We start from the raw sequence: 22597 nt of genomic DNA on the forward strand, positions 1-22597 counted from the left end.
TCCTTTAAATTCTTTTATTCTTCTGACGCTTTATATTCTGACCAGGCTTGATCAAATATTGACATATTGTATAAATAAGTGGCATTTTCTTCCAAATATCTTGAAATTAAGTCAAAGTCATCAGATTGTTTTGGAAACTGTGTATCATAAAAAGCTGCATTGGCAAAATTTTCAACTTCATCACTCGTCACTGGATTACGCTGAGTCATTAGCCATTGGAAAAATGGGCGTCTCATTTGTCCGAAAATCCTCCTCTGAACACAAACTTATCCTTTTCGGGATTAATTTGAACTGCCTTCACATGGACACCTTGTACCTTTGGTGCCTTACCTAAATCAATTAACAACGTTTTTTTCTGTGCATCCAATGTCAACCAATTAGGTAGATCGACTTTTTTACCAAAATAATCCATCACATATTTCATAGGCAAAGGTAATTGTCCCACAGCAACTGAATCTGCATGAAGTAATATCCCACCATGCTTTGTAACTTCTGGTGTCATTCTCATACCGAAATCAACAGATTGACCAAAAAGCTTATATGTACCGTACAACATCATACCTTTCTTTTGCATTTCAAAGCGAAATTGATGACGTAAAGATGGATCAGCGTTAATGTATTTTTCAACAAGAGCATTCAACTCCTTGCGACTAACACTAACCTCAAACGATGCCTGACCAATTTCTGGTCGTGAATCCGTTACATGTTGATGGCTCTGTGGCAGGAATAACAGAACTGTACTTAAAATAACTAATACAAGTATCGTTCCTAATATTCCTTTTAAAAAGCCTCTTTTTTGTGACTGACGAATAATCTCATCTATATTTGACCGTACATTGTCTTGTTTCATCTTATTTTTTCAACCAATCTTGTTCACTTAATGACATTTTTTTTACCAATAAAGCACTCATCTTATCATAACCTAAATTATTTGGATGGTAGTGATCCTGCGTTGTTATATATTGATTTAGTTCTTCATTTTTTCCCGAAGTTAGTGTTTCCGTTACCATTTTATTATTTAATGATCCGCGATTAGCAGCTTCAGATTTCTTTTGTAATTTTTCACGTGATGCTTTGGTTTTATATTGACCAAACGTTAATGTTCTAAATGTAGATACATAATATACACGATCATCTACAGATGCTAAATTTGCATTTATATCATTATATATTTTTACATCATCGTTTAAATCATTCCGGTTAGCTAAATAAACATACAGTGGATTATAATTACCAAATAGATAAATAGGCGCTTGTTTATTTTGTTTCTTTAGGTAATTAATCAACCTCGTTAAATTTTCAGTATAATCTGGCATTGCTTTTTCAACTTGCCTTGTAACAGCAGATTCAGACCTAGCTAATACTGCCTTAAATAAGGTTTGTTGCAAATCATTGCCACCAACTGTCAGAGTGATAACATCTGCATTTTTTATATCTTTTTTAGCCTGGGCATTTGCTTTAATACGCGCTAAAATTTGATCAGAACGATCGCCAGCTTTTCCATAATTTGATGTATCAACTTTCACATTGTATTTTTTTGAAATTTGCTTTGCCGTTCGCTTGGTGTACCCCTGTTGTTTTGTTGTATCACCAACTCCTTCAGTTAGTGAATCGCCAACTGCAACAAAGTTAATGCTATCTTTACTATCTGCATGTACTGTTGTGACCTCGATTAGGAAAAAAGCCAATAAACTGGTCAATACTAAATACATCTTTCTTGGCATAACAGGTGGCTCCTTTCTATCGTTCAATAACAATAACCTAATTAATAATTTTACCATATTTTATGGCAACACGAAAAAAGCGAGATTAACACATCTCGCTAGTTCACATTAATATTACTTATTAATTTAACTGATAACTAAACCCAATTGCGCCATCACCAGTGTGTGTCGCAACAATCGGCGTAGTCTGTTGCAATACCACTTCTACCCCTGGGAAAAGCATTCGTAATTGTTCGCCTAATGTTTCTCTTTCATCTGGAATACCGGCAGTTGAAATTCCAATTGCATGTACACCCTTTGGTGCTGCTTGAAGTACTTCTATAATTTTTTGTATATAGGCTTTAGTTGATTTGGCACCACGACCCTTAGTCTCAACATTAATATTTCCCTCAACAACATGTGCACCGATGCGAATATTTAACATACCTGCTAACAAACCTGCTGTTTTTGACAAACGACCACCGGCAACAAGATTGTCAAGTTTTGAGACCGTCAAATATTGTTCCGTTTTTTCTTTTACTGATTTAATTTCGGCCAATACTTCATCTCGCGATGCACCATTAGCGGCCTTTTCAGCTGCTGCTAAAACAACCATACCAAGTGAGCGATCAATTAAACCAGAATCTATAACCGTTACATCTCCATCAACCATCATTGCAGCTTGACGTGCTGCATCTACAGAACCAGATAGCCCTTTTGTTAAGTGAATTGAAATAACAGATGAGCCATCAGCAACTAATGGTTCGTAAATTTCTGTAAAAACACCTAATGCTGGTTGAGAAGTTTGTGGCAAACTTTTAGATGCAGCCATTTTGTCCATAAATTCAACTGGTGATATGGTAATACCATCTTGATAGGTTACACCATCAACCGTAATTGTTAGTGGAATAATTTTTATATCATATTTTTCAATCTCATGTGGTAATAACATTGCTGTTGAATCAGTAACAATTTTTACTTGGGCCATAATATTTAATTCCCCGTTTTCTTGTAATTCATTATGTTTAATTATCTCATTTTTTTTAGAATTTTTCAATTATCTGATATATAAAAACCGATAATCTGGTTTTTATAACTAAATGACGTTCCTGCTACAAAAAAAGTTGCAGTATTCTATTTTAAAGATTACAACAACTTTCGTGACATTTCTTATAAGGAATCTGGGTCTCGTAGCCAAGCTAAAGCTAATGCACCCTTGCCTAAGTGTGCACCAATAACTGGTCCGATATAACTAAATTCGATACGCATATCTGGATATTCTTTTTGTAGTTTATCATGCCAAGCCTGACCGGCCTCTTTATCATTTCCCTGAATAACCATTGCACGTAGCGGATAATCTGCTGCCTCTTTCGCCTGTGCAAATAAAATTTCTGCACGTTGCATGGCTTTTTTCATTGAACGCACTTTTTCAAATGGCACAATTTGATTGGTCTCGTCGTCAAAAGTTAATAAAGGTTTAATCTTCAACATTGTCCCAATAAATGCAGAAGCATTTGATAGACGACCACCTCGAACTAGATTTTGTAAATCATCAACAATAAAACACTCATCAATTGTTGCTGAAAGTTCATCCAATACTTTAATGATGTTGTCGATAGATTCACCTTTTTTAACTAATTGTGCGGCCTTCATTACTAGGTGTCCCATCAAACGGACCGTTATCTTTGAGTCATAACCATAAACCTTAAAATCATCTATCATGCTATCTAAGCCAGCAACTGTATTAACTGTTCCTGAAATTGTTGATGCTAAGTTTATGACAATTGCACCATCATAACCTTCTTGTTTTAGTGATTCAAATAACGATAGCCAATCGCCAATTGCTGGCTGAGAAGTTGTTGGAAATTCTGAAGCATTAGCTAATTTTTCATAAAATTCTTCTGTTGTAATATCAATACCTTCATGATACGTTGTCCCATCAATGATAACCGGTAATGACATGACCCTAATATCATATTTATCAATTTCTTCTTGATCCAAATATGCTGTTGAATCAGTGACGACTGCAAGTTTCATTTTAATAAAATCCTTTCAAAGTCATTTAACGTGTAGACGCACGCCTAATTTGTTCTTACGTAATTTTTGTGTATGTAATTAACTATTCTAAGAACTTATTCTTGTATATATAATGACTTAATCACTCGATATTAAATCATAACACAAATTAGTAATGTTTTCAGTTCGATTAAATTATTCGCAGTCTAAAAAGGTTTTGTCATTGATTTATTCAAACGATTTAATAGAATTTGTAACATACTAGTTTCTTCTTCTGACCATACTTTAAAAACATTTTCTTGAAAAAATCGATGTTTTTCATTAATTGCCATTAAAGTATCTGATCCGAGAATTGTGAGTTTATATATCAGTTGTCTATGATCCTTGCCAATAGCTTCACTGGCTACCAACTCTTTTTTAACTAATGAGTGTAGTTGTCGTGATAAAGTTGAATTATCAAGGCCCGTATCAACTGATAGTTTATCTTGCGTATCAATTTCATCATCTAAATGCTGTAAGAGCTGCCATTCTGCAATGGTTACGCCATTGTCTTTGGTAATTTTTGTTAAAGCCGTTTTATATTGTTTTTCAGTCTGCCGAAGCGCTTCAAGAATTGTTTTCATTTCAACCTCCACATGATTGCACGCTTGCCAATAACCACCAATTTATAAATCATGATAGTCTTACAATTTTAGATCCATGAACGTCATTTACGCCAAGAACAGCTGCCACCCGAGACGCGTTCATATACGTCACACCACCGCCAGGCATGATGGTCAGCCCTTTGGGGGCCATTGCAATAATTTCCTGTAAATGAGGAATTGTTTCTTCGATACCCGTACGTAATGTCCCCCCATGCGTCAAGACACGAACAACACCATATTGATATAGCCATTGTAAAGCTTGTGACTGACAACTCACGTCAATCGCATCAAAAGCCATGTGGTAAACAACTTTCATTGGTTTCGCCGCTTCAAGTAGTTTTAACATATAGTGACGAGCTAAACGGCCCTTAGCATCAACCACACCAAAGGTAACCATTTTAACACCCAAACTTTTAAAAGTTAGAATAGATTGTCGCATCATTTCAATCTCGGAATAAGTATAATTAAAATCACCTGATCGAGGCCGAATCATCACAACTAAATCAACTTGAGATTTCTCAGCAAGCTGAACTGCCATTGCGACTGTCTTTGGGTCTGGTGTTAAACCACCTAACTCAAGATTAGCATTTAATTCAACACGATTTACCCCAGCAGAGATTGCGGCTTTCATTGTTGGTATATCAGCCAATGCAATTTCTTTTTCCATATATGATCCCTCCAATCTACTCGCCCAGAACACGACCTACCAATTTTAAAAAATGTGATGAAATTCTTTTTATACATAAGATACTAAAAAAGACAGATTAATACACGTTATTAACCTGACTTTAAAGTTTTTTTTAATTATTTTGTCGTAATTTCTGCACTAATTGTGCCTCTGGGGTAACAGTCATTGTTGTTTGTCCTTCAAAAATAACAAAGCCTGGTTTAGAACCATTTGGCTTTCTCAATCGTCCAACCGGTAAATAATCTACTGGAACGTTGGCCGATTCACGTGCTTTTGAAAAATAAGCTGCTAACATTGCCCCTTCAAACAAAGTTTGATCTGTCGGCTCATTATCGTGAATAATAACATGTGAACCCGGAATATCTTTTGTATGCAACCAAATATCAGACTTTGCCGCAGTCTTCATCGATAATCGTTCATTCTGCAAATTATTTTTCCCTACTTCAATCAATGTACCATCAGTGGCATAGAATTTTTCAGGTTGGCTAACTTTTGGTTTCTGTTTCTTTTTACGCTGTACCCGAAGATAACCCTCTTGTGTTAGTTCCTCTCTGATTTCAGCAATATCTTTTGGTGAAGCAATGTCTATCTGTGCTAGTAGTGTTTCAAAGTAATCAACTTCCTGCTGTGCTAAAGCAATCTGTGAATGCAAATATTTTACTGAATTCTTTAATTTGTTGTACTTTGTGAAATACTTTTGTGCATTTTGAGATGGACCAATTTGGTTAGACAAGGTTATTTTCATTAACCTATTGTCATCATAATAATTTGGTAATTCAATCTCTGTCATACCACGTTTAATCTGAGACATATACGTGGTTAACAACTCACCTTTTACACGATATTCGTCAGCATGGTCAGCATTAGCTAGTTCATTCTTTTGTTTTTGAATTTTTTTCTTATTCTTTTTTAATTCATTACGAACAGTTCGCAAAACAATTACCGCTTGTTGCTGTACCCGATCACGCTCAGATTTCTCCGCAAAATAAGCGTCTAAAAGTTCACTTAAAGACTCGTAAGGTGCTTTAATGCCATCAATCGTTACCCAATTAAATGGTGTAAAAGCTACCCCTTTATCCGTACTGATTAACTCTGGTTCAGGTTTGTTAAAATGGTTTAACCACGAAGTTGTGATTGCTAGTGAATCACCCGATTGTTGCAAAACATGTGCCAACTCATTGGCAGAGTCATGGGCGAAACCTTGGAAATGTTGTTGAATTTCCTTTGCCAAGTCATTAGTTTTAGGATTATCTAAAATAATATTGGCCAACCCATCCAAGCTTTCGAATGGATTGATAACATTTTGCTTAGGGGGCAAAATATAAGTTCCTCCAGGCATCAAAGTTCGAACTCGATTTTGATCTGCAGGTACATGTTTAATTAAGTCAATAATTCGTTGCGTTGCCTCGTCTACTAAAAACAAGTTTGAATGACGGCCCATCATCTCTAAAATCAATGTTGTTTGCTCTTCATCACCAAGTTCATCGCGTCCTGACGTCACAAATCGAATAATACGATCATTTTCAACTTGTTCAATTTTAATTAGTTTTGATCCTTCAAGATGCTTACGTAGCATCATTGCAAAATTTGGTGCAGTTTGCGGATTGGTATATTTTATTTTGGAAATCTGTGCACGAGCAAATGCTGGATGGGCACTCAATAAAACTGGAAAATTTTGTCGATTATGTCGAATAATCAAAAAAATTTCATTCGCATATGGTTGATGAATTTTCATGATTCGTCCACCAGCTAATTTATCATTTAACTCATGCACCATTGCATGTGTAAAAAGTCCATCGAATGACATATTATTTATCACTTTCCTTTCTGACTAAAGGTTTAGTAGAAATGCCTGCGCCTCTTTTTCGTCTTCGGCCAATTGATCAATTAGCTCCTGTACATTATTAAATTTCACCTCACCACGTAAGTAATGATGCCATTTAATTTGTACATTTTCACCATAAATAGCACGACTAAAATTAAATAAGTTAATTTCAACTGTTTTGGGTCTATTTTCACCAAAAGTGACGTTATATCCAATTGAAGCCATACCCGGATACCAAGTTTGGTCAATTTTCATTTCTACAACATACACACCAATACCTGGTAATCTCTCACCCGGCGTCGTTTCGATATTGGCAGTTGGATATCCTAATTCTCGTCCTCTCGCCTCACCATGTACAATTAAACCTGTTGTCTCATATGGCCGCATCAATAGGTGTGTTAATGTATCTAAACGACCTTCATCAACCATCTTCCGTGCTGTAGTTGATGCACTCTCTTTCCCATCCACATTTACTTGCTGGACCTCAATCACATCAAAGCGACTTTGTGCATATTGAGGTAAATGTTTCATATCAGCGTTTTTAGGACCATAAGTATGGTCGAATCCAGCAACAACAGCCTCAGCATGTAGTCCAAACATATATTGATCGACAAAAATCTGTGGCGTTAATTGTGCAAACTCAGATGTGAAATTAACAACATAGGTTAAATCAACCCCCAATTCAGCCAATAAAGCCAATTTTTTAGGTAATCTAGTTAAATAAGTAAGTGGCTTATTATATGTTTTAAATACGATTGATGGGTGATGATCATATGTTAAAACAGCTAGCTTGATACCCCTTTTTTTTGCTTCCTCTGCAGCTCGTTTAATAACCATACGATGCCCAGCATGCACGCCATCAAAAAATCCCATTGCTAAAACAACTGGCTCTTTTTTTATTTGATTAACCGCATATGGATGATGCAAATAAATAACTTCCATCAGTAAGCCCTTCTTCTCTTTTTTTGTGTATTAGTGTATTAATCATAACACATGTTATTCTAAGAACATTTCATTCTATTGAAAAAGTACGATAAGTTCGATATTGATTTTTATCAGGTCGCCAAGCAAAAACTGATTTCACATCACCCTTATATGTTAAAACAATTTTTTCTGTCGTTGGTTCATGCAGACTTGCCGGTTGCCCAATCCCATGTTTTACCTTTTCCCATTGTTCATCATTTAATTCGACGTGCGGATATTGTGCGACCGCTGTCTCAAGTGGCATCAGCCAATCACCTAATGACCCTTTTTCTGTCATACGTTGCGCAATTTCATCTAAACGATGTGCTTGAGTAATATCATATCCGCCAGCGCTAATTCTTGTTAACTGGCTCATAACTGAGGGTACTTGTAACTGCCTACCTAAATCAACAGCAAGCGTTCTAATATACGTACCCTTAGATACTCTAGCTAAAAATGAAAATGTTTGTGTGCCTTTTTTTTCATCAAACGTTGTAGCGGATGTCATTTTAAATTCATAAATTACCGCTTCACGCTTTGGCCGTTCAACAGTTTCACCAGCGCGTGCATAATCATACAAGCGACGACCGTTAACTTTAACCGCAGAATACATTGGCGGAATTTGAGTGATATGTCCTGTCAACGTGTGCATTCCCTTATTTATTTCATCGTTTGAGAATGGTTTAACAAGATGCTGAGTTTGTATCACATCTCCATCCATATCTTCTGTCGTTGTTGCAATACCGAGTGTGATTGAACCCGTATATATTTTCCCGGTTTCTTGCAAAAATTCAATCGTCTTTGTCGCTTTACCAAGTGCCACAGGTAAAACACCGTCAACATTAGGATCAAGCGTGCCAGCATGTCCAATCTTTTTCATTTTTAAAATACGTCGTAATTTAAAAACAACATCATGGGAAGTCATCCCTTTATCTTTATAAATTGGTATAATTCCGTCCATACTTCTCACCTTCGATTTTTGTGTAATTATATGTATATAAAAAGGGCTTTTATACCAAAATAAGCTGGTAAAAAATGCCCTTTCATTAATTATTCTCATGCCTATTAATAATAAGTATGATTAGTCTTGGTGTAATTGACGAATTAAATCATCAATTTTATTACCATATTGAACAGATTCATCCTTAACAAATTTTAACTCTGGTGTTTTATAGATACGCAAACGTGAACCTAATTCTTTACGAATTAATCCAGTTGCTGCATCAAGACCTTCTGCAGCCTTTTTGTTAACTGATGCTAATTCTGATAACACACTATAAAAGATTTTTGCTTGTTGCAAATCTCCAGTGACTTCTACACCAGTGACTGTGACACCCTCAATACGAGGATCACGAATTCGCTTTAACAATAAATCATTAATTTCTCGTTGAATTTCTTGTTCTAAGCGACCAACTCGAAAATTCTGTTGTGCCATATTAATTTCCTCCCATCAATATATATACATTGTGAAATTAATTAGCGTGGAATTTCAACCATTTCATACGCTTCGATCATATCGCCAACTTTTTCGTCATTGTATTTTTCAATTGTTAGACCAAAGTCATATCCGTTCTTAACTTCCTTAACGTCATCCTTATAACGACGTAGTGAGCCAATCTTACCATCAAAAATAACGATACCATCACGGATTAGACGAACTGATGAATTGCGCGTGATTTTACCTGACATTACCATACCACCAACAATTGTACCAACCTTTGATACCTTGAATAAGTCACGAACTTCCGCAGTTCCAACAACTTTTTCTTCAAATTCAGGATCTAGTTGACCCTTCATGGCAGCTTCAATTTCATCGATGGCATTGTAAATAACACTGTGCAAACGAATTTCAACCTTATCAGTATCAGCTTGTTGTTTTGCTTGTGGTGTTGGTCGTACATTAAATCCAACAATAATTGCGCCAGAAGCTTCCGCAAGTGTTACGTCTGATTCGTTGATAGCTCCAACGGCTGTATGAATAATATCAACCTTAACACCCTCAACATCAATCTTACGGAATGAACCAGCTAGGGCTTCAACAGAACCTTGAACATCTGCCTTAATAATAACAGGAACAGACTTCATTTGCTTCTCAGCCATCTTATTAAACAAGTCAGACACGGAAACAATATTATTACGATTACGTTCTGCAATCACAGCACGCTTTGCACGTTCCTCACCAGCTGCACGAGCCGTTTTTTCATCTTCAAAGACAACAAAACGATCACCAGCAGAAGGCACATCATTTAATCCCGTAATTTCCACAGGTGTAGATGGCAAAGCTTCTTTAACACGACGACCACGATCATTAGTCATCGTTCGAACACGTCCGTATGTATTACCTACAACAATTGGATCTCCAACATGCATTGTTCCCTGTTGAACCAATACAGTTGCGACAGTACCACGACCTTTATCTAATCGAGCTTCAACAACAGATCCGGCGGCTCTTTTGTTAGGATTTGCCTTTAATTCCAAAACATCAGCAGTCAAAAGAATCATTTCTAATAGCTCATCAATATTTTGTCCAAACTTTGCAGAAATATTAACGAAGATTGTATCTCCACCATATTCTTCAGGCACTAATTCGTATTGCATTAATTGATTGATAACATTTTCTGGATTAGCACCTGGCTTATCAATCTTATTAACAGCAACAATAATTGGTGTTCCTGCAGCCTTAGCGTGATTAATCGCCTCAATCGTTTGTGGCATAACACCATCGTCAGCTGCAACAACCAAAACAGTAATATCGGTAATATCTGCTCCACGCGCACGCATTGCTGTAAAGGCTGCGTGACCTGGTGTATCTAAGAAGGTTACAACGCGATCATTTAACTTTGTCTGGTAGGCCCCAATATGCTGTGTAATACCACCAGCTTCACCTTCTGTAACGTGTGAATTACGTAGGTAATCTAGCAAAGTCGTCTTACCATGATCAACGTGACCCATGATAGTGACAACCGGTGCACGTGGTTCCATGTTTTCGCTGTCTTCACCATCATCTTCAAAGAATTTATCCAAGTCAGCAATGTCTACTTCAACTTTTTGTTCAGCATTGATACCATAATCAGCTGCTAATAATTCAATCGTGTCAGCATCCAATGATTGGTTCTGGTTAACCATAACACCCAACATGAACAACTTCTTAATAATTTCAGTTGCGTCACGGTGGATTAATTTAGCAATATCCTGAACATTCATACCAACAGAATATACTAGCGTTTCTGGAAGTGGCTGATCCTTACGCACTGTTGGTGCTGGACGGTGTTCATTATTGTTATGATTACGCCCTGGGCCTTTCTTACCACGTCGATTATTACGGTTATTATTGTTGTTATTATTAAAACGACGATTTTTATTTTGAGAATTACGGGTATTATTACGTCCAGCATTACCTTCATTATTGCTTTGTTGTTGCGTCTTTTGCTTTGTATGCTGTGGACGAGAAGGTTTACTTTCTTCCTTCTTATTATCCTTGGTATGGTTCACATTTTTTTTCGGTGCTTTTTGCTCAGCTGCTTGGGTCTTTGCTGAGTTATTATTTTTCTTCACAGCGTTAGTCAAAGTTTGAATTGCTTTATCATCTAATGTAGACATGTGATTTTTAACCGACATGTTCGCTTTATTTGCAATTGACACTAAATCCTTTGATGAAACATTCAAATCTTTCGCCAACTCATAAATTCGCTTGGTCATATAACTTCCTCCTAATTATCTAAGTATTCTCGCATTTTTTTAGCAAATCCTTGATCAGCTACTCCAATTACCGTTCGTGCTAATCCAGTTGCATCTGCCAACTCTTGTCGAGTTAATGCTGTCGAAAACGAAACTTTGTAACTCGTTGTTTTATCTGTAAATTTCTTTTTGCTCGTTTGACCACCATCTGATGCAAAAAAAACTAAACTCACTTTGCCAGAACGAATTGCATTCAGAACTAATGATTCACCAGTAACTAACTTGCCCGCACGCCTAGCAAGGCCTAATAAGTTTAATAATTTTTGTTTATTTTGCATCGCCAAAAAGCTCCTTACGTGCTGCTTGATGATCAACATAAGCAATTAACTCATCATAAAACTGCTCTTCAAGTTTTGTTTCAAATACTTTATCAAAGATACGCTTTTTCTTAGCGGTTTCTGCCACATCAACAGATAGAGAGATGTACGCACCACGCCCATTTGCTCGATTTGATGGATCTAAAATGACATTACCTTCTGGTGTTCGTACAATACGCACGAGTTCTTTTTTAGGCACCATTTCTCCGGTAACAATATCTTTACGCATTGGAATTTTACGTGGCTTCATATGCGACCTCCTATTCTTCTGAATTATCGTCTAATTCAACTTCTTCAATATTTTCAGCAACAGAACTATCTGTTGATTGATTTTCTAGTTCAGCGATAACCTCTTCACGTGCTGATTCAGGTTTGATGTCAATTTTAAATCCTGTCAAACGTGCAGCTAAACGTGCATTTTGACCGCGTTTACCGATAGCCAATGATAATTGATAATCAGGCACCAAGACTGTTGCTGCGCGATCATTCGTTGGATCAAAAATCACTTCAACAACTTCCGCTGGGTTCAATGAATTTTTTATAAACTCAGCTGGATCTTCTGTCCACTCAACAATGTCCATGTTCTCACCTGATAATTCAGTAACAACCGATTGCACTCGTGCACCGCGTTGACCAACCATTGTTCCAACGGCATCCAGATTTTCATTATGTGAGTAGACAGCAATTTTTGAGCGATCTCCTGCTTCACGGGCAATAGACTTAATTTCAACAGTACCATCAAAAACCTCAGGTACTTCTGCTTCGAATAGTCGTTTAACCAAATCAGGATGAGTACGAGAGACAAAAACCTGTGGGCCTTTTTGCTCATTTTGTACTTGTGAAACCAAAACTTTGATTTTATCACCCATTTGATAATTTTCACTAGGCATCTGGTCATTTGGCTTCATCGCTGCCATTTGATTACCTGGCAAAATGATATACAGGTAACGTGAGTCTTCCCGTTCAACTTCTCCAGTGATAATTTCATCTTCGTAACCGACAAAGTTATCATAAACAACGCCACGTTCAGCTTCACGTACTTTTTGCATAATAATTTGCTTTGCTGTTTGTGCTGCTAAACGGCCAAAATCTTTTGGTGTGACTTCAAAACGAATTTCATCACCAACTTCGTAAGCCTTATTTAATTCTAAGGCCTCTTCTAAACTAATTTGTTCATAGGGTTCTTCAATTTCGTCTACGACTGTCTTAACCGCATATACCTTAATACTACCCTTTTTCTTGTCGAATTGAACTTCGACGTTTTCAGATTCGTCATAGTTTTTTTCGTACGCCTTTTTTAAGGCCTCTTCCAGTGCTGCAATTAAAACTTCGGCTTTAATACCCTTTTCTTCTTCAAGTGCATCAAGGGCTGATACTAATTCCTTACTCATTTTTTGTTTCTCCGTATTTTTAAAAATCATTTGATTGTCGTGCTTGTGCAACCGCGCGACGTGGGATCAGCAATTCATCATTGGACTCATCAGTAATGATTAGATCTTCTGGTGTAAAATTATTTAATTCACCTAAAAATTCTTTGCGACCATTAATTTTTTGATAAGTTGAGATGTGCACTAATTTATGACGTGCCCATTCATAATCCTCTTCAGTAGTCAAAATACGATCTTGGCTGACAGATAAATTGGCTTTCTGAATATTATCTAAATCAATCTCAATCAATTGGTGCTTTGTTTTTAATGCGACATCTATAGTCAATTTGTCATCTAAAAATGATACCAACTGGCCAGTAAATTTTTCTAAACCTGCAACTGGATTATTTAAAATCACCTCAATAAATTTTCCAACTGCCCAAACAAAGTTTCCTGGTTGCTGTAATTCACGATCAGCACCTGGAGATGAAACATCAAGAAGATAAGCCTGTGGGAATGGATCAGGAGTAATCATATCTAGCTCGTCGCTGATAACTTCCGTTAGCATCACGAGATCATCCATATTAATTTCTCCATCAACACGGTCTACAAGTACTCGAAGAACAAAATCGCTGTCTTGTTTTTCATACAAAACATCCCAAAGATCAAAACCCTTTTTAGCCAATATAGGTTTTAAAATTGCTTGAACATTTTCTGTAACTTTTGCCATTCTAACCCTCCCTTCATGCATCAATATTCGCTCGATTTAATAAACTCCTTAAAAAAATGAGCGGCCGAGAAGAAATCCGGCCACTCAATTAAGAGCATATTCATTAACAAACTTTATAGTATCACGAATTTATCCTGTAGGCAAGTAACAGCTCTTCATATTTCAATGCATCATGAAATGATCAATGAATGCTTTTGCCACATTAAAGTAAATAATAACGGATGTTAAATCAGATAGCGTTGAAATAAATGGTCCAGATGCCACTGCAGGATCAACGCCAACTTTATCCATAATTAACGGAATAAATGCCCCGGCAACATTAGCAACCAAAATAGCAACACTCATTGCTAAACCAACCGCAATTCCCAATAACAGATTGTTTTTCCAAAATAAGATGACTAGGAAAATCGTTACGCCTGCAAGTACACCAATCATTACACCAATCAAAATTTCAATTAACAATGATTTAAAGATTGATTTCTTTTCCTGTAAAGCAATGCGACGAACTGCAACCGCCAACGATTGCGTACCTGCATTTCCTGCTGTACCAGTTATTAAAGAAATAAAAACCGCTAGAATTGATGTCTCTGCTACTAAATAATTGTAGCCATCAATCACTGACGCAGTTCCCATCCCCAAAAAAATCAATCCAATTAACCAAGGTAAACGTTTCATTGCTGACTTAATTGGATTATCTTCTAAAGTGACAACGTCCACACCAGCCAGTCGTGAATAATCTTCTGCAGCTTCTTCATCAATAACATCAACAATATCATCGACAGTAATCATTCCAACCATCTTTTGTTCGGCAACAACAGGAATTGCAACAAAATTATAATCAGCCATAATTTTGGCAACTTCCTCTTGATCATCTGCAGGACTGACAGTAATCAAATTTGTATCCATTACCTCAGCAACTTTTGCTGCATCTGGCCACACAATCAATGATTTCAGTGAGATAACCCCCACCAACACACCGTTGTCGTCTAAAATATAAATATAATTGATTTGTTCTGCTTCTTGGGCGGCTTGCTTAACCTCTACCATGGCTTGACCAATTGATAGCTGTTGGTTAATAGCAATGAACTCGGTACTCATCAGAGATCCCGCAGTATCATCATCGTATTTCAAAAAGCGTTTAATTTCTTCAGCACTTTTTTTCGGCATTAATGATAAATAAAGCGCTAATTGTTTACTGTCTAAGTCAGACATCAAATCAACCGCATTATCGGTGTACATTTCAGCTAACATTTCTGCCGCATAGTGCGGAGACATTTCAGATAAGAGATCATTAAAATCAACGTCTTCAGGCTCAATCTCGTCAAAAATATCCGCAAGCTCCACTGGTTTTAACCAGTCAATAATTTGATGTCTTAACTGCGCTGTTAATGAAACATAAAAGATCGCTTGATCAAATGTATGCAATTCATCAAAACTATTTAAAAAGGCATTTTTGTCGTTATTTTCAATATATTGAACTAAATAATGGGCCTGTTCTGATAACTCATCACGCATTTCTTCCGTCAATTCTTGTAATGTTTCTTTCATTATTCACCACGTCATTTTTTATTTATCTAAGATTTGCTCACCATATCTTCTGTAGAATTATCTGTCAAAATTTGCTTTAAATCTTCAGGCAACGGACTCTGAATATGGCGCTTTATTTCACTAAAAGGATCGTAGAACTCCAACCAATAGGCATGTAATGCTTGTCGTTCGATTCCTCGATCCATAGGACCACCATATATTTCATCCCCAATTAATGGATGTCCGATATATTTAAAATGCACACGAATTTGATGTGTGCGTCCGGTATGTAACTGAACCTTCACTAATGTTTGATTAGGCATCCGATTCACTACCCAATATTCTGTTTGTGATGGTCGACCGTCAGCACGTACCTCACGTCTAATAAAATCATTATCCATCCGACCTATTGGTGCATCAATAAAGCCATGATCATCTGGGACAATGCCATCAACAATTGCATAATAGCGCTTATCTACTGTATGTGTTTGCAACTGCTTATCTAACAGACCGTGTGCAAATCGGTGCTTAGCTAGTAAGGCGACACCAGATGTAAATCTATCTAATCGAGTCACAACATGTGGTACAAGATCTTCTGCCCCTTCTGAAATCAAATAACCTTTGACACGATTAACCATGGTTGTCTCTCGATCAGCTTTTCCAGGAACTGAAGTGACACCTGCCACCTTATCTACCACTAACCAATTTTCATCTTCATACAAAATCTTAATTGGTAAGTCAGAAGCAGCCACAATTGCATTGGATTCTTCTGCTGGCATTTTCACCTCAACCAAGTCACCAGGCGCAACATCATCTAATGTTCTAACTGGTCTATGATTGAGTAGTACTTGGCCACCACCACGTTTAATAATCGCAAACATACGATGTGAAACACCACGCTGTGCTAAAAAGGTTTTGATGCGTAATGTACTATCACTTTGATTTTTCCAACTAAAATGAGCCACTTATCTCACCTCCGTTCCAATAAAACTAGCTTGTACACGGTGCCAAAAATGCATATGCCGATATTCAGCAAATTGAATTTTTTGATCAGCTACCTGGAAAGAAATCCAATCTATATTCGAAGATATTTTATTTAAATGATCATAACTAAACGTCACAGCAGAACCATCGTTTTCTAGTTGTACCTTCACAACCTCGTGACTACCAATAATCAAAGGAGACCCTAATGTACGAAAAACCCTGCTATTTATTGAAGCAATTTCAGCTAATTGAATTGCTTGTAAACTCGGATGCATAACTGCTCCACCAATTGCTTTGTTATAAGCTGTCGACCCAGTTGGTGTCGAAGCTGTCAAACCATCTCCTCGAAATCGTTCAAACAATTCATTTTGAATATATACGTCAGCAACCAATGTACCAAGAGGGCGTTTGATAGCTGCCTCATTTAAAGCTAAAATGTTTTCCTCATGTCCATCTGTGTAATGAATTTTAGCATGCAGGAGAGGATATTTAACTGTTTTAGCGGTTGTTTCTTGATTAACCAAGCTCTCAACCAGCTCATCTAATTCAAAATATTGCCAATCTGCATAAAATCCCAGATGCCCAGTATGCACACCAATAAAACGAATTTTATCCAATTGATCAGTATAATGATGAAAAGCCCCCAACAATGTCCCGTCACCACCAACCGTAATGACAACTTCTGGATTTTCATTGTCAAATATGACTCGCCCCTCACTCCGAGCAATGAGTTTTTCTTTCAGTAAGGAAACTACTGCCCTAGAATGAGGTACATTATTACTATAAACAGCGATCTTCATTTAGCAGCCTTCCTTTTTGCTTTTATAAATTACCATTCGTTTCATTTTCTGATAGCCCATTATGGAGTTCAGAAAATAATTCATCAACTTTTATGCTAAGCTCTGCAGCATTTTTTAATTTTTCTTGCATTTCTTCGGTATATTCACCGTCGTATTTATAATTGATGGCATGTTCAATGGTCGCCCACACATTCATTTGCATCGTTCGAACTTGAATTTCTGCTAATACTTTCTTCTCACCAGTAACTAACTGAACAGGATATTCAATGACAATATGATATGAACGATACCCTGATGGTTTTTCATTCGTCACGTAATCACGTTCTTCCAAAATAACCATATCCTTGCGTTTACGTAACAAGTCAACCACACGATAAATATCCTCGGTAAACTGTGTCATGATTCGAACACCAGCCAAATCTTCCATATCTTGCTCAATACGATCTATGCTAATATGACGTCGAATAAGTTTTTCTTCAATAGCCGGGATTGTTTTCACCCTTCCCGTCACAAATTCAACTGGTGTTTGTATACCTTGTAATTCAAATTCTTGGCGCATGCCACGCAATTTAACCTTTAATTCATCAACTGTTTGAACATAAGGTTGCAGTAATTTTTCCCACTCATCTTGTGTCATTTTTACTCCCCCAAAAAATTTCATAAGTCTCACTATTATTTGTGTCCTGCTATTAAAACTTCAAACTAACACGCTAAAATAACTAACCACTGAGTATCTATAATAGGTTATACAAGCGGAATATTATCGTATTCGTTGTGAAAATTATATAATTAAGTCAGCTTATTATAACAAATAACACAATGCTTTAATTTTACAATTACTAAGGAGTTCTTACCAGTGTTATTTAATAAATAATCCGTATTTGAAAACTTATATTATGCATTTTTTCACTAAAAGGGTTATCCTTAATTCTGTTATAAAAAGAAAGATCATATAGACACACTAGCAATGATAGCGTACTATTGATGGGTATGCATAAAAACGTTTTTGGAGGTTGTCGCTTGTTATGTTAGAAGTGTACCACTTCGTCACTCCCCTCTCAGCTGAAAGTATAGCATCAGAGGAAATGATTATGAGTTATTTTGAAGAAATGAATCAATTTGTTTCCTACAAGCTGATTCCAATTGTCACGATGCAGTCAGTACGAGATACGTACCACGAATTAAAGCGTAATTACAAAAACATTGATTACGCAACTGTTGCAAATAATTTATCACAATTAGTATTAGATACAAAAGCTGTCCAATCTCAAGGAAGAAAAGCTGCCAGGGCATTTTACTTTAAAATGCAGACGCAATTATTAGCAAATAAAACTTACTCTAAAAATTTAGTTTTGTCGACCATTGCTGAATTGAATTTAGATGAAAATATTTTTTTGGAAGATTATAATACACTTTCAACCTTAAATGCTTTGAGAGATGATCAAAATATTGCGGCAAATATGGGTATTGTAACCTACCCTACCATGGTCGTATATAATTCAACTGAAAACAGATACGCCTTTCAAACAACAGATTTTTCATCTCAAGGTTTAGCACACGTCTTCAATTCATCCATGAGTCAAAAAACGACCAATGCGTCACTTCATTTAGTTAACTATGAAGAAAGTACTAATTAAGACAATCAAAAAGTAGATCGCAATAAACAATTTACGATAAATTGTTTATTGCGATCTACTTTTTTAATTTAATTTAAATTAACACACATTCTATCTATCAAACTCAAATTTCAGTCCTGGTACCGGCTGTAAATCACGTGTGTAAAATTGCACAATGAACTTTTTAGGCTCTACTGAAAGGATTGCATATGTTCCCTTGAGGTATGCATATGGTCCTTTAGGAAGGGAAATTGACCCTGGATTAATAAATAACTTGCCATCAATCTTTTCAGCGCCCAACATATGTGTGTGACCTGATGTGACAACATCCACATCTTTATGCGATGCTACTTCTCTCAATTGATTAAGAGAAATTTCAGTATGCACTAAGTGACCATGAGTTTGATAAATTTTAACAGATTCGTCTTCATAGTTACGATCATCAGGAAACATCGGGTCATCATCCATATTACCAATTACTGGAAGTAATGTGTCAAAAAGTTCATCGGACCGTTGTAATTCCGAATCACCATTATAAAACATTGCCCGAACTTTTCCCTTGTAATGCGCAACAATATCAGTCAAAATTTGTCGATCACCATGTGTATCAGATACAATTAAATAATCCATAATTAATCTCCCCACCAATCTTTAAATAACACGATAAATTGTCTTAAAGCATTTCCTCTATGTGAAACACTGTTTTTTTCTGTGGCTGTCAATTCAGCAAAGCTTTTATGCAATGGTTCATAATAGAACAATGGGTCATATCCAAACCCATCGGTTCCTTGTTCTTCAAATAAAATACTACCATTAACTGAGCCATCTGCCACAATTTTTTCTCCTGTTGGCTTTAATCCAACAATTACTGTATGAAATGTCGCTGTGCGATCTGTTTTTTTTACATTAGTTAATTCTGATAGTAACTTTTTATTATTTGCGAGATCATCATGATCACCTGCGTAACGTGCAGAATGGACACCAGGCGCACCATTTAAAGCATCAACACTCAATCCAGAATCATCTGCTACCACCGGCAAGTGATAAGTGTCTGAAATCGTCTTCGCTTTGATAGTCGCATTGTCTAAAAAAGTAGACCCATTTTCATCAATCTCTGGTACATCTTCCAAATCGTTTAATGAAATAACTTCTACACCAAAAGGCGACAAAAATTCACGAAACTCACGTATTTTACCATTATTTTTTGATGCAAAAATTAATTTAGTCATTATCTTGTTCTCCCAAAAATTTTATTTTACAGATATTAGCCGTTCACCTACAATACTTACGTGTTGTACATTCAAATTTGAAATCTGGAGCCAATTTTCTGCAAGAAGATCAAAAGTTTTCTGATCGCCAGTTGTAAAATACTTGTCCAGATTTCTTTTCTGACCATTTGTACTCTCATGTCTAATTTTAAAATCATCCAAAATTTGTGCGACAGCCGTAATTGTGGACGTTCCTGGATCAACCAGTTTTACCTGTTCGCCCACAGCTTCTTGTATAAATTTTGCCAACAAGGGAAAATGGGTACATCCTAATACTAATGTATCAATCCCACTTGCTTTAATCGGTAATAAAACTTTTGTAACTACCTGGTTAACAGTTAGTTCATTCTTTTCCGGTTGCTCTGCAATTTTAACTAAGGTTGGTGTGGCTAATTGCAAAACATGAAAATCAGAATTAATCTTCTTCAAACCATCATAGTAAGCCATTGAATTGACTGTTCCCTGGGTTGCAATAATACCAATATTATTTGACTCTGTTACCTGACTAGCTGCATCCACTCCTGGTTGGATAACGCCAACAACCGGAATTGGTAAGTACTTGATTAAATCATCCAAAGTCGCTGCCGTAGCTGTATTGCAGGCAACAACTAATAGTTTTATGTCTTTTTCCATTAAAAAATCTACCAACTGCCAAGTAAATTTTTTAACTTCATCTGATGTTCTTGGTCCATACGGCATTCGTGCAGTATCGCCAATATAATAGACTTGCTCATCTGGTAATTGTTTTAGAGCTTGTTTGACGACGGACAAACCACCTATACCTGAATCTAAATATCCGATTGCACGATTATCCATATTTTTCACTTCTTTCAAAAAGTTATTTTAAATTATAAAATTCCCGTATCCTTCAATAATATCTACTTATCATTCAGCATATAAGCTAACAGGTCAGACGGTGTTTCAAAAACCATATCTGCCTGATTGTTAAAGACAGATTGATCACGAACTCCCCAAGCAGCCATGCCAAACTTAATGCCTGCATTATGCGCAGCTTGCATATCATGAACAGAATCACCAATATACATTGCCATTGCTTTATCTGCTTTTAGATTATCCAATGATTTTAAAATTGGATCCGCTGCAGGTTTCATATGAGGTGTCTGTCCTGCAAACACAAAGTCATCAAAATATTTCTTGAAATCAAAACTATCACTATGACTATCAAATTCTTCTGGTGTATTTGAAGTCACTATGCCAAGTTTTTTACCGCTTAATTTAAGTTTGGAAAGCATCTCAGTAATACCATCAAATAGTTTAACCTCATGCCAAAAATCATGATAATGGCTTTGCCAAGCTAATTGCATTTCTTCTGGATTTTCAACACCCATTCTAATTAATCCATCTAATGATGGTAATCCAAAAATTTTATACACTTCCTCGTAAGATTTTTCAACCCCGCGGTCACGAAATGTTTGAATAAGTGACTGCATATACATACTTTCTGTACTTAATAACGTACCATCAACATCAAAAATAACCGTATTCATAATTTTCCCCTAAAAATATTTATACTGTATAGTATATAACACTCACAAATTTCATGCATCAACCTAACCTAAACATTGAAAATTATTCAAAATATGAAATTGTTAATATATGATTAATTAGTAGATAGACATGGCTGCTTTTTACGATGCATTTGAGACAAATTTATAATGACACAAGAAAGTATATACATAAAAAAACTCCAATAAACACTTGATAATAAATGTTTATCGGAGTTTCAAAGCGGACGACGGGAATCGAACCCGCATTCCCAGCTTGGAAGGCTGGAGCACTAGCCATTGTACTACATCCGCATTGTGCTAATCGCGGCGGGGGGAATCGAACCCTCGACCTCCCGGGTATGAACCGGACGCTCTAGCCAGCTGAGCTACACCGCGAATGAATATCGGGACGACAGGATTCGAACCTGCGACCCCCTGGTCCCAAACCAGGTGCTCTACCAAACTGAGCTACGTCCCGAAATAATAACAAGTATTAATTTGTTAAATGCACCTAGAAGGATTCGAACCTTCAACCTTCTGATTCGTAGTCAGACACTCTATCCAGTTGCGCTATAGGTGCAATTTCCATATTAGTAATATGGGTCGTCTGGGGCTCGAACCCAGGACCCATGGATTAAAAGTCCACTGCTCTGCCAACTGAGCTAACGACCCAATGGACGTTACAGGGATCGAACCTGTGACCCCCTGCTTGTAAGGCAGGTGCTCTCCCAGCTGAGCTAAACGTCCATTATAATGCATCGCGATGTCCTATCCTCGCAGGAGGCGATCCTCCAACTACTTTTGGCGCTACTGAGCTTAACTACTGTGTTCGGTATGGGAACAGGTGTGACCTCAGTGCCATCATCACGACACGTTTTTTTATTGAGTGAACTTAGTTCCCTC

The 22597-nt window shown here is 36.7% G+C and carries 25 protein-coding genes, 6 tRNA genes and 1 rRNA gene; 1 reads left to right on the forward strand and 31 read right to left on the reverse strand.

Translation table 11 applies throughout. The features are described 5' to 3' along the window. Window positions 1-14: 14 nt before the first annotated feature. The 20 genes from QRX23_RS05460 to QRX23_RS05555 form a co-directional block, all read right to left on the reverse strand. Entirely contained in the window at window positions 15-236 is a 222-nt protein-coding gene (locus QRX23_RS05460; RefSeq protein WP_002826999.1) for a YozE family protein, read from the reverse strand. Next, entirely contained in the window at window positions 233-850 is a 618-nt protein-coding gene (locus tag QRX23_RS05465; protein WP_330154961.1) for a YpmS family protein, read from the reverse strand. The genes QRX23_RS05460 and QRX23_RS05465 overlap by 4 nt, the downstream gene beginning before the upstream one ends. 1 nt (window position 851) lies before the next feature. Then, complete coding sequence (locus QRX23_RS05470) at window positions 852-1724, reverse strand: GDSL-type esterase/lipase family protein (protein ID WP_277362398.1); 873 nt, start codon at window positions 1722-1724, stop codon at window positions 852-854. Window positions 1725-1845: 121 nt separating this feature from the next. Next, entirely contained in the window at window positions 1846-2691 is an 846-nt protein-coding gene (locus tag QRX23_RS05475) for a DegV family protein (RefSeq protein WP_330154962.1), read from the reverse strand. A gap of 182 nt (window positions 2692-2873) precedes the next feature. Next, window positions 2874-3740, reverse strand: a complete 867-nt coding sequence (locus tag QRX23_RS05480) for a DegV family protein (RefSeq protein WP_131473483.1) — start codon at window positions 3738-3740, stop codon at window positions 2874-2876. A gap of 185 nt (window positions 3741-3925) precedes the next feature. Beyond that, window positions 3926-4342 (reverse strand): MarR family winged helix-turn-helix transcriptional regulator, encoded by a 417-nt coding sequence (locus QRX23_RS05485; RefSeq protein WP_040760037.1) that lies wholly within the window; start codon window positions 4340-4342, stop codon window positions 3926-3928. Window positions 4343-4391: 49 nt separating this feature from the next. Continuing rightward, a complete protein-coding gene (locus QRX23_RS05490) occupies window positions 4392-5030 on the reverse strand; it encodes a copper homeostasis protein CutC (RefSeq protein WP_277362400.1) in 639 nt (212 codons plus the stop codon). A gap of 133 nt (window positions 5031-5163) precedes the next feature. Further along, window positions 5164-6858, reverse strand: coding sequence for an NFACT RNA binding domain-containing protein (locus QRX23_RS05495; protein WP_330154963.1), 1695 nt, complete (start codon window positions 6856-6858; stop codon window positions 5164-5166). Between the two features lie 24 nt (window positions 6859-6882). Next, the gene (gene ribF / locus QRX23_RS05500) at window positions 6883-7818 is read right to left on the reverse strand and encodes a riboflavin biosynthesis protein RibF (RefSeq protein ID WP_277362402.1); all 936 of its coding nucleotides are present in this window, start codon (window positions 7816-7818) and stop codon (window positions 6883-6885) included. Window positions 7819-7888: 70 nt separating this feature from the next. Further along, window positions 7889-8800 (reverse strand): tRNA pseudouridine(55) synthase TruB, encoded by a 912-nt coding sequence (truB, locus tag QRX23_RS05505; protein ID WP_330154964.1) that lies wholly within the window; start codon window positions 8798-8800, stop codon window positions 7889-7891. A gap of 120 nt (window positions 8801-8920) precedes the next feature. Continuing rightward, window positions 8921-9274 carry a 30S ribosome-binding factor RbfA gene (gene rbfA / locus QRX23_RS05510; RefSeq protein WP_002826987.1) on the reverse strand — a complete coding sequence of 118 codons (354 nt, stop codon included), beginning with the start codon at window positions 9272-9274 and terminating at the stop codon, window positions 8921-8923. 41 nt (window positions 9275-9315) lie between these two features. After that, window positions 9316-11538 carry a translation initiation factor IF-2 gene (gene infB, locus QRX23_RS05515; protein WP_330154965.1) on the reverse strand — a complete coding sequence of 741 codons (2223 nt, stop codon included), beginning with the start codon at window positions 11536-11538 and terminating at the stop codon, window positions 9316-9318. 11 nt (window positions 11539-11549) lie between these two features. Continuing rightward, a complete protein-coding gene (locus QRX23_RS05520) occupies window positions 11550-11855 on the reverse strand; it encodes a YlxQ-related RNA-binding protein (RefSeq protein WP_277362405.1) in 306 nt (101 codons plus the stop codon). After that, a complete protein-coding gene (gene rnpM / locus QRX23_RS05525) occupies window positions 11845-12144 on the reverse strand; it encodes an RNase P modulator RnpM (RefSeq protein WP_002826984.1) in 300 nt (99 codons plus the stop codon). Before rnpM ends, QRX23_RS05520 begins: the two co-directional genes overlap by 11 nt. A 10-nt stretch (window positions 12145-12154) precedes the next feature. Then, a complete protein-coding gene (gene nusA / locus QRX23_RS05530; RefSeq protein ID WP_131473479.1) occupies window positions 12155-13285 on the reverse strand; it encodes a transcription termination factor NusA in 1131 nt (376 codons plus the stop codon). Between the two features lie 19 nt (window positions 13286-13304). Beyond that, window positions 13305-13991, reverse strand: a complete 687-nt coding sequence (locus tag QRX23_RS05535; RefSeq protein WP_040760030.1) for a hypothetical protein — start codon at window positions 13989-13991, stop codon at window positions 13305-13307. 162 nt (window positions 13992-14153) lie between these two features. Continuing rightward, the gene (mgtE, locus tag QRX23_RS05540; RefSeq protein ID WP_408068645.1) at window positions 14154-15539 is read right to left on the reverse strand and encodes a magnesium transporter; all 1386 of its coding nucleotides are present in this window, start codon (window positions 15537-15539) and stop codon (window positions 14154-14156) included. Between the two features lie 26 nt (window positions 15540-15565). Then, window positions 15566-16483: an RluA family pseudouridine synthase gene (locus QRX23_RS05545; RefSeq protein WP_277362406.1), complete on the reverse strand. Its 918-nt coding sequence runs from the start codon at window positions 16481-16483 to the stop codon at window positions 15566-15568. Beyond that, window positions 16484-17302: an NAD kinase gene (locus tag QRX23_RS05550; RefSeq protein WP_002826979.1), complete on the reverse strand. Its 819-nt coding sequence runs from the start codon at window positions 17300-17302 to the stop codon at window positions 16484-16486. A gap of 22 nt (window positions 17303-17324) precedes the next feature. After that, the gene (locus QRX23_RS05555; protein WP_002826978.1) at window positions 17325-17939 is read right to left on the reverse strand and encodes a GTP pyrophosphokinase; all 615 of its coding nucleotides are present in this window, start codon (window positions 17937-17939) and stop codon (window positions 17325-17327) included. A gap of 388 nt (window positions 17940-18327) precedes the next feature. Here QRX23_RS05555 and QRX23_RS05560 point away from each other — a divergent pair, with 388 nt between their 5' ends. Continuing rightward, complete coding sequence (locus tag QRX23_RS05560) at window positions 18328-18939, forward strand: DsbA family protein (protein WP_002826977.1); 612 nt, start codon at window positions 18328-18330, stop codon at window positions 18937-18939. A 90-nt stretch (window positions 18940-19029) separates the two neighbouring features. Here QRX23_RS05560 and QRX23_RS05565 read toward each other — a convergent pair whose 3' ends face one another. From QRX23_RS05565 to rrf, 11 genes are all read right to left on the reverse strand, one after another. Next, window positions 19030-19548: a YfcE family phosphodiesterase gene (locus QRX23_RS05565; RefSeq protein WP_330154966.1), complete on the reverse strand. Its 519-nt coding sequence runs from the start codon at window positions 19546-19548 to the stop codon at window positions 19030-19032. A gap of 2 nt (window positions 19549-19550) precedes the next feature. After that, window positions 19551-20147 (reverse strand): XTP/dITP diphosphatase, encoded by a 597-nt coding sequence (locus tag QRX23_RS05570; RefSeq protein WP_330154967.1) that lies wholly within the window; start codon window positions 20145-20147, stop codon window positions 19551-19553. A gap of 21 nt (window positions 20148-20168) precedes the next feature. Further along, on the reverse strand, window positions 20169-21002 hold the full coding sequence (gene murI / locus QRX23_RS05575) for a glutamate racemase (protein WP_330154968.1): 834 nt from the start codon (window positions 21000-21002) through the stop codon (window positions 20169-20171). Window positions 21003-21064: 62 nt separating this feature from the next. Further along, window positions 21065-21694, reverse strand: a complete 630-nt coding sequence (locus QRX23_RS05580) for an HAD family hydrolase (protein ID WP_277362410.1) — start codon at window positions 21692-21694, stop codon at window positions 21065-21067. A gap of 240 nt (window positions 21695-21934) precedes the next feature. After that, a tRNA-Gly gene (locus QRX23_RS05585) sits at window positions 21935-22006 on the reverse strand. Window positions 22007-22016: 10 nt separating this feature from the next. Further along, window positions 22017-22090, reverse strand: a tRNA-Met gene (locus QRX23_RS05590). An 8-nt stretch (window positions 22091-22098) separates the two neighbouring features. Then, a tRNA-Pro gene (locus QRX23_RS05595) sits at window positions 22099-22172 on the reverse strand. A 28-nt stretch (window positions 22173-22200) separates the two neighbouring features. Next, window positions 22201-22274 (reverse strand) — tRNA-Arg (locus QRX23_RS05600). 19 nt (window positions 22275-22293) lie between these two features. Beyond that, window positions 22294-22366 (reverse strand) — tRNA-Lys (locus QRX23_RS05605). A gap of 2 nt (window positions 22367-22368) precedes the next feature. Next, window positions 22369-22441: transfer RNA gene (locus QRX23_RS05610), tRNA-Val, on the reverse strand. Window positions 22442-22449: 8 nt separating this feature from the next. Further along, window positions 22450-22566: ribosomal RNA gene (gene rrf / locus QRX23_RS05615) — 5S ribosomal RNA — on the reverse strand. Window positions 22567-22597: the final 31 nt, after the last annotated feature.

It is taken from the genome of Weissella paramesenteroides, from assembly GCF_036327715.1.
GTDB classification, from domain to species: Bacteria; Bacillota; Bacilli; order Lactobacillales; family Lactobacillaceae; genus Weissella; species Weissella paramesenteroides.

Coding starts and splice junctions, on each gene's coding strand:
- infB (WP_330154965.1), bottom strand. CDS start 11,538: ATGACCAAGCGAATTTATGAGTTGGCGAAAGATTTGAATGTTTCATCA.
- QRX23_RS05475 (WP_330154962.1), bottom strand. CDS start 2,691: ATGGCCCAAGTAAAAATTGTTACTGATTCAACAGCAATGTTATTACCA.
- mgtE (WP_408068645.1), bottom strand. CDS start 15,539: ATGAAAGAAACATTACAAGAATTGACGGAAGAAATGCGTGATGAGTTA.
- nusA (WP_131473479.1), bottom strand. CDS start 13,285: ATGAGTAAGGAATTAGTATCAGCCCTTGATGCACTTGAAGAAGAAAAG.
- QRX23_RS05535 (WP_040760030.1), bottom strand. CDS start 13,991: ATGGCAAAAGTTACAGAAAATGTTCAAGCAATTTTAAAACCTATATTG.
- QRX23_RS05560 (WP_002826977.1), top strand. CDS start 18,328: ATGTTAGAAGTGTACCACTTCGTCACTCCCCTCTCAGCTGAAAGTATA.
- QRX23_RS05460 (WP_002826999.1), bottom strand. CDS start 236: ATGAGACGCCCATTTTTCCAATGGCTAATGACTCAGCGTAATCCAGTG.
- QRX23_RS05570 (WP_330154967.1), bottom strand. CDS start 20,147: ATGACTAAATTAATTTTTGCATCAAAAAATAATGGTAAAATACGTGAG.
- truB (WP_330154964.1), bottom strand. CDS start 8,800: ATGGACGGAATTATACCAATTTATAAAGATAAAGGGATGACTTCCCAT.
- QRX23_RS05490 (WP_277362400.1), bottom strand. CDS start 5,030: ATGGAAAAAGAAATTGCATTGGCTGATATACCAACAATGAAAGCCGCA.
- rnpM (WP_002826984.1), bottom strand. CDS start 12,144: ATGAAGCCACGTAAAATTCCAATGCGTAAAGATATTGTTACCGGAGAA.
- QRX23_RS05480 (WP_131473483.1), bottom strand. CDS start 3,740: ATGAAACTTGCAGTCGTCACTGATTCAACAGCATATTTGGATCAAGAA.
- ribF (WP_277362402.1), bottom strand. CDS start 7,818: ATGGAAGTTATTTATTTGCATCATCCATATGCGGTTAATCAAATAAAA.
- murI (WP_330154968.1), bottom strand. CDS start 21,002: ATGGATAATCGTGCAATCGGATATTTAGATTCAGGTATAGGTGGTTTG.
- rbfA (WP_002826987.1), bottom strand. CDS start 9,274: ATGGCACAACAGAATTTTCGAGTTGGTCGCTTAGAACAAGAAATTCAA.
- QRX23_RS05485 (WP_040760037.1), bottom strand. CDS start 4,342: ATGAAAACAATTCTTGAAGCGCTTCGGCAGACTGAAAAACAATATAAA.
- QRX23_RS05580 (WP_277362410.1), bottom strand. CDS start 21,694: ATGAATACGGTTATTTTTGATGTTGATGGTACGTTATTAAGTACAGAA.
- QRX23_RS05550 (WP_002826979.1), bottom strand. CDS start 17,302: ATGAAGATCGCTGTTTATAGTAATAATGTACCTCATTCTAGGGCAGTA.
- QRX23_RS05465 (WP_330154961.1), bottom strand. CDS start 850: ATGAAACAAGACAATGTACGGTCAAATATAGATGAGATTATTCGTCAG.
- QRX23_RS05565 (WP_330154966.1), bottom strand. CDS start 19,548: ATGGATTATTTAATTGTATCTGATACACATGGTGATCGACAAATTTTG.
- QRX23_RS05470 (WP_277362398.1), bottom strand. CDS start 1,724: ATGCCAAGAAAGATGTATTTAGTATTGACCAGTTTATTGGCTTTTTTC.
- QRX23_RS05555 (WP_002826978.1), bottom strand. CDS start 17,939: ATGACACAAGATGAGTGGGAAAAATTACTGCAACCTTATGTTCAAACA.
- QRX23_RS05520 (WP_277362405.1), bottom strand. CDS start 11,855: ATGCAAAATAAACAAAAATTATTAAACTTATTAGGCCTTGCTAGGCGT.
- QRX23_RS05495 (WP_330154963.1), bottom strand. CDS start 6,858: ATGTCATTCGATGGACTTTTTACACATGCAATGGTGCATGAGTTAAAT.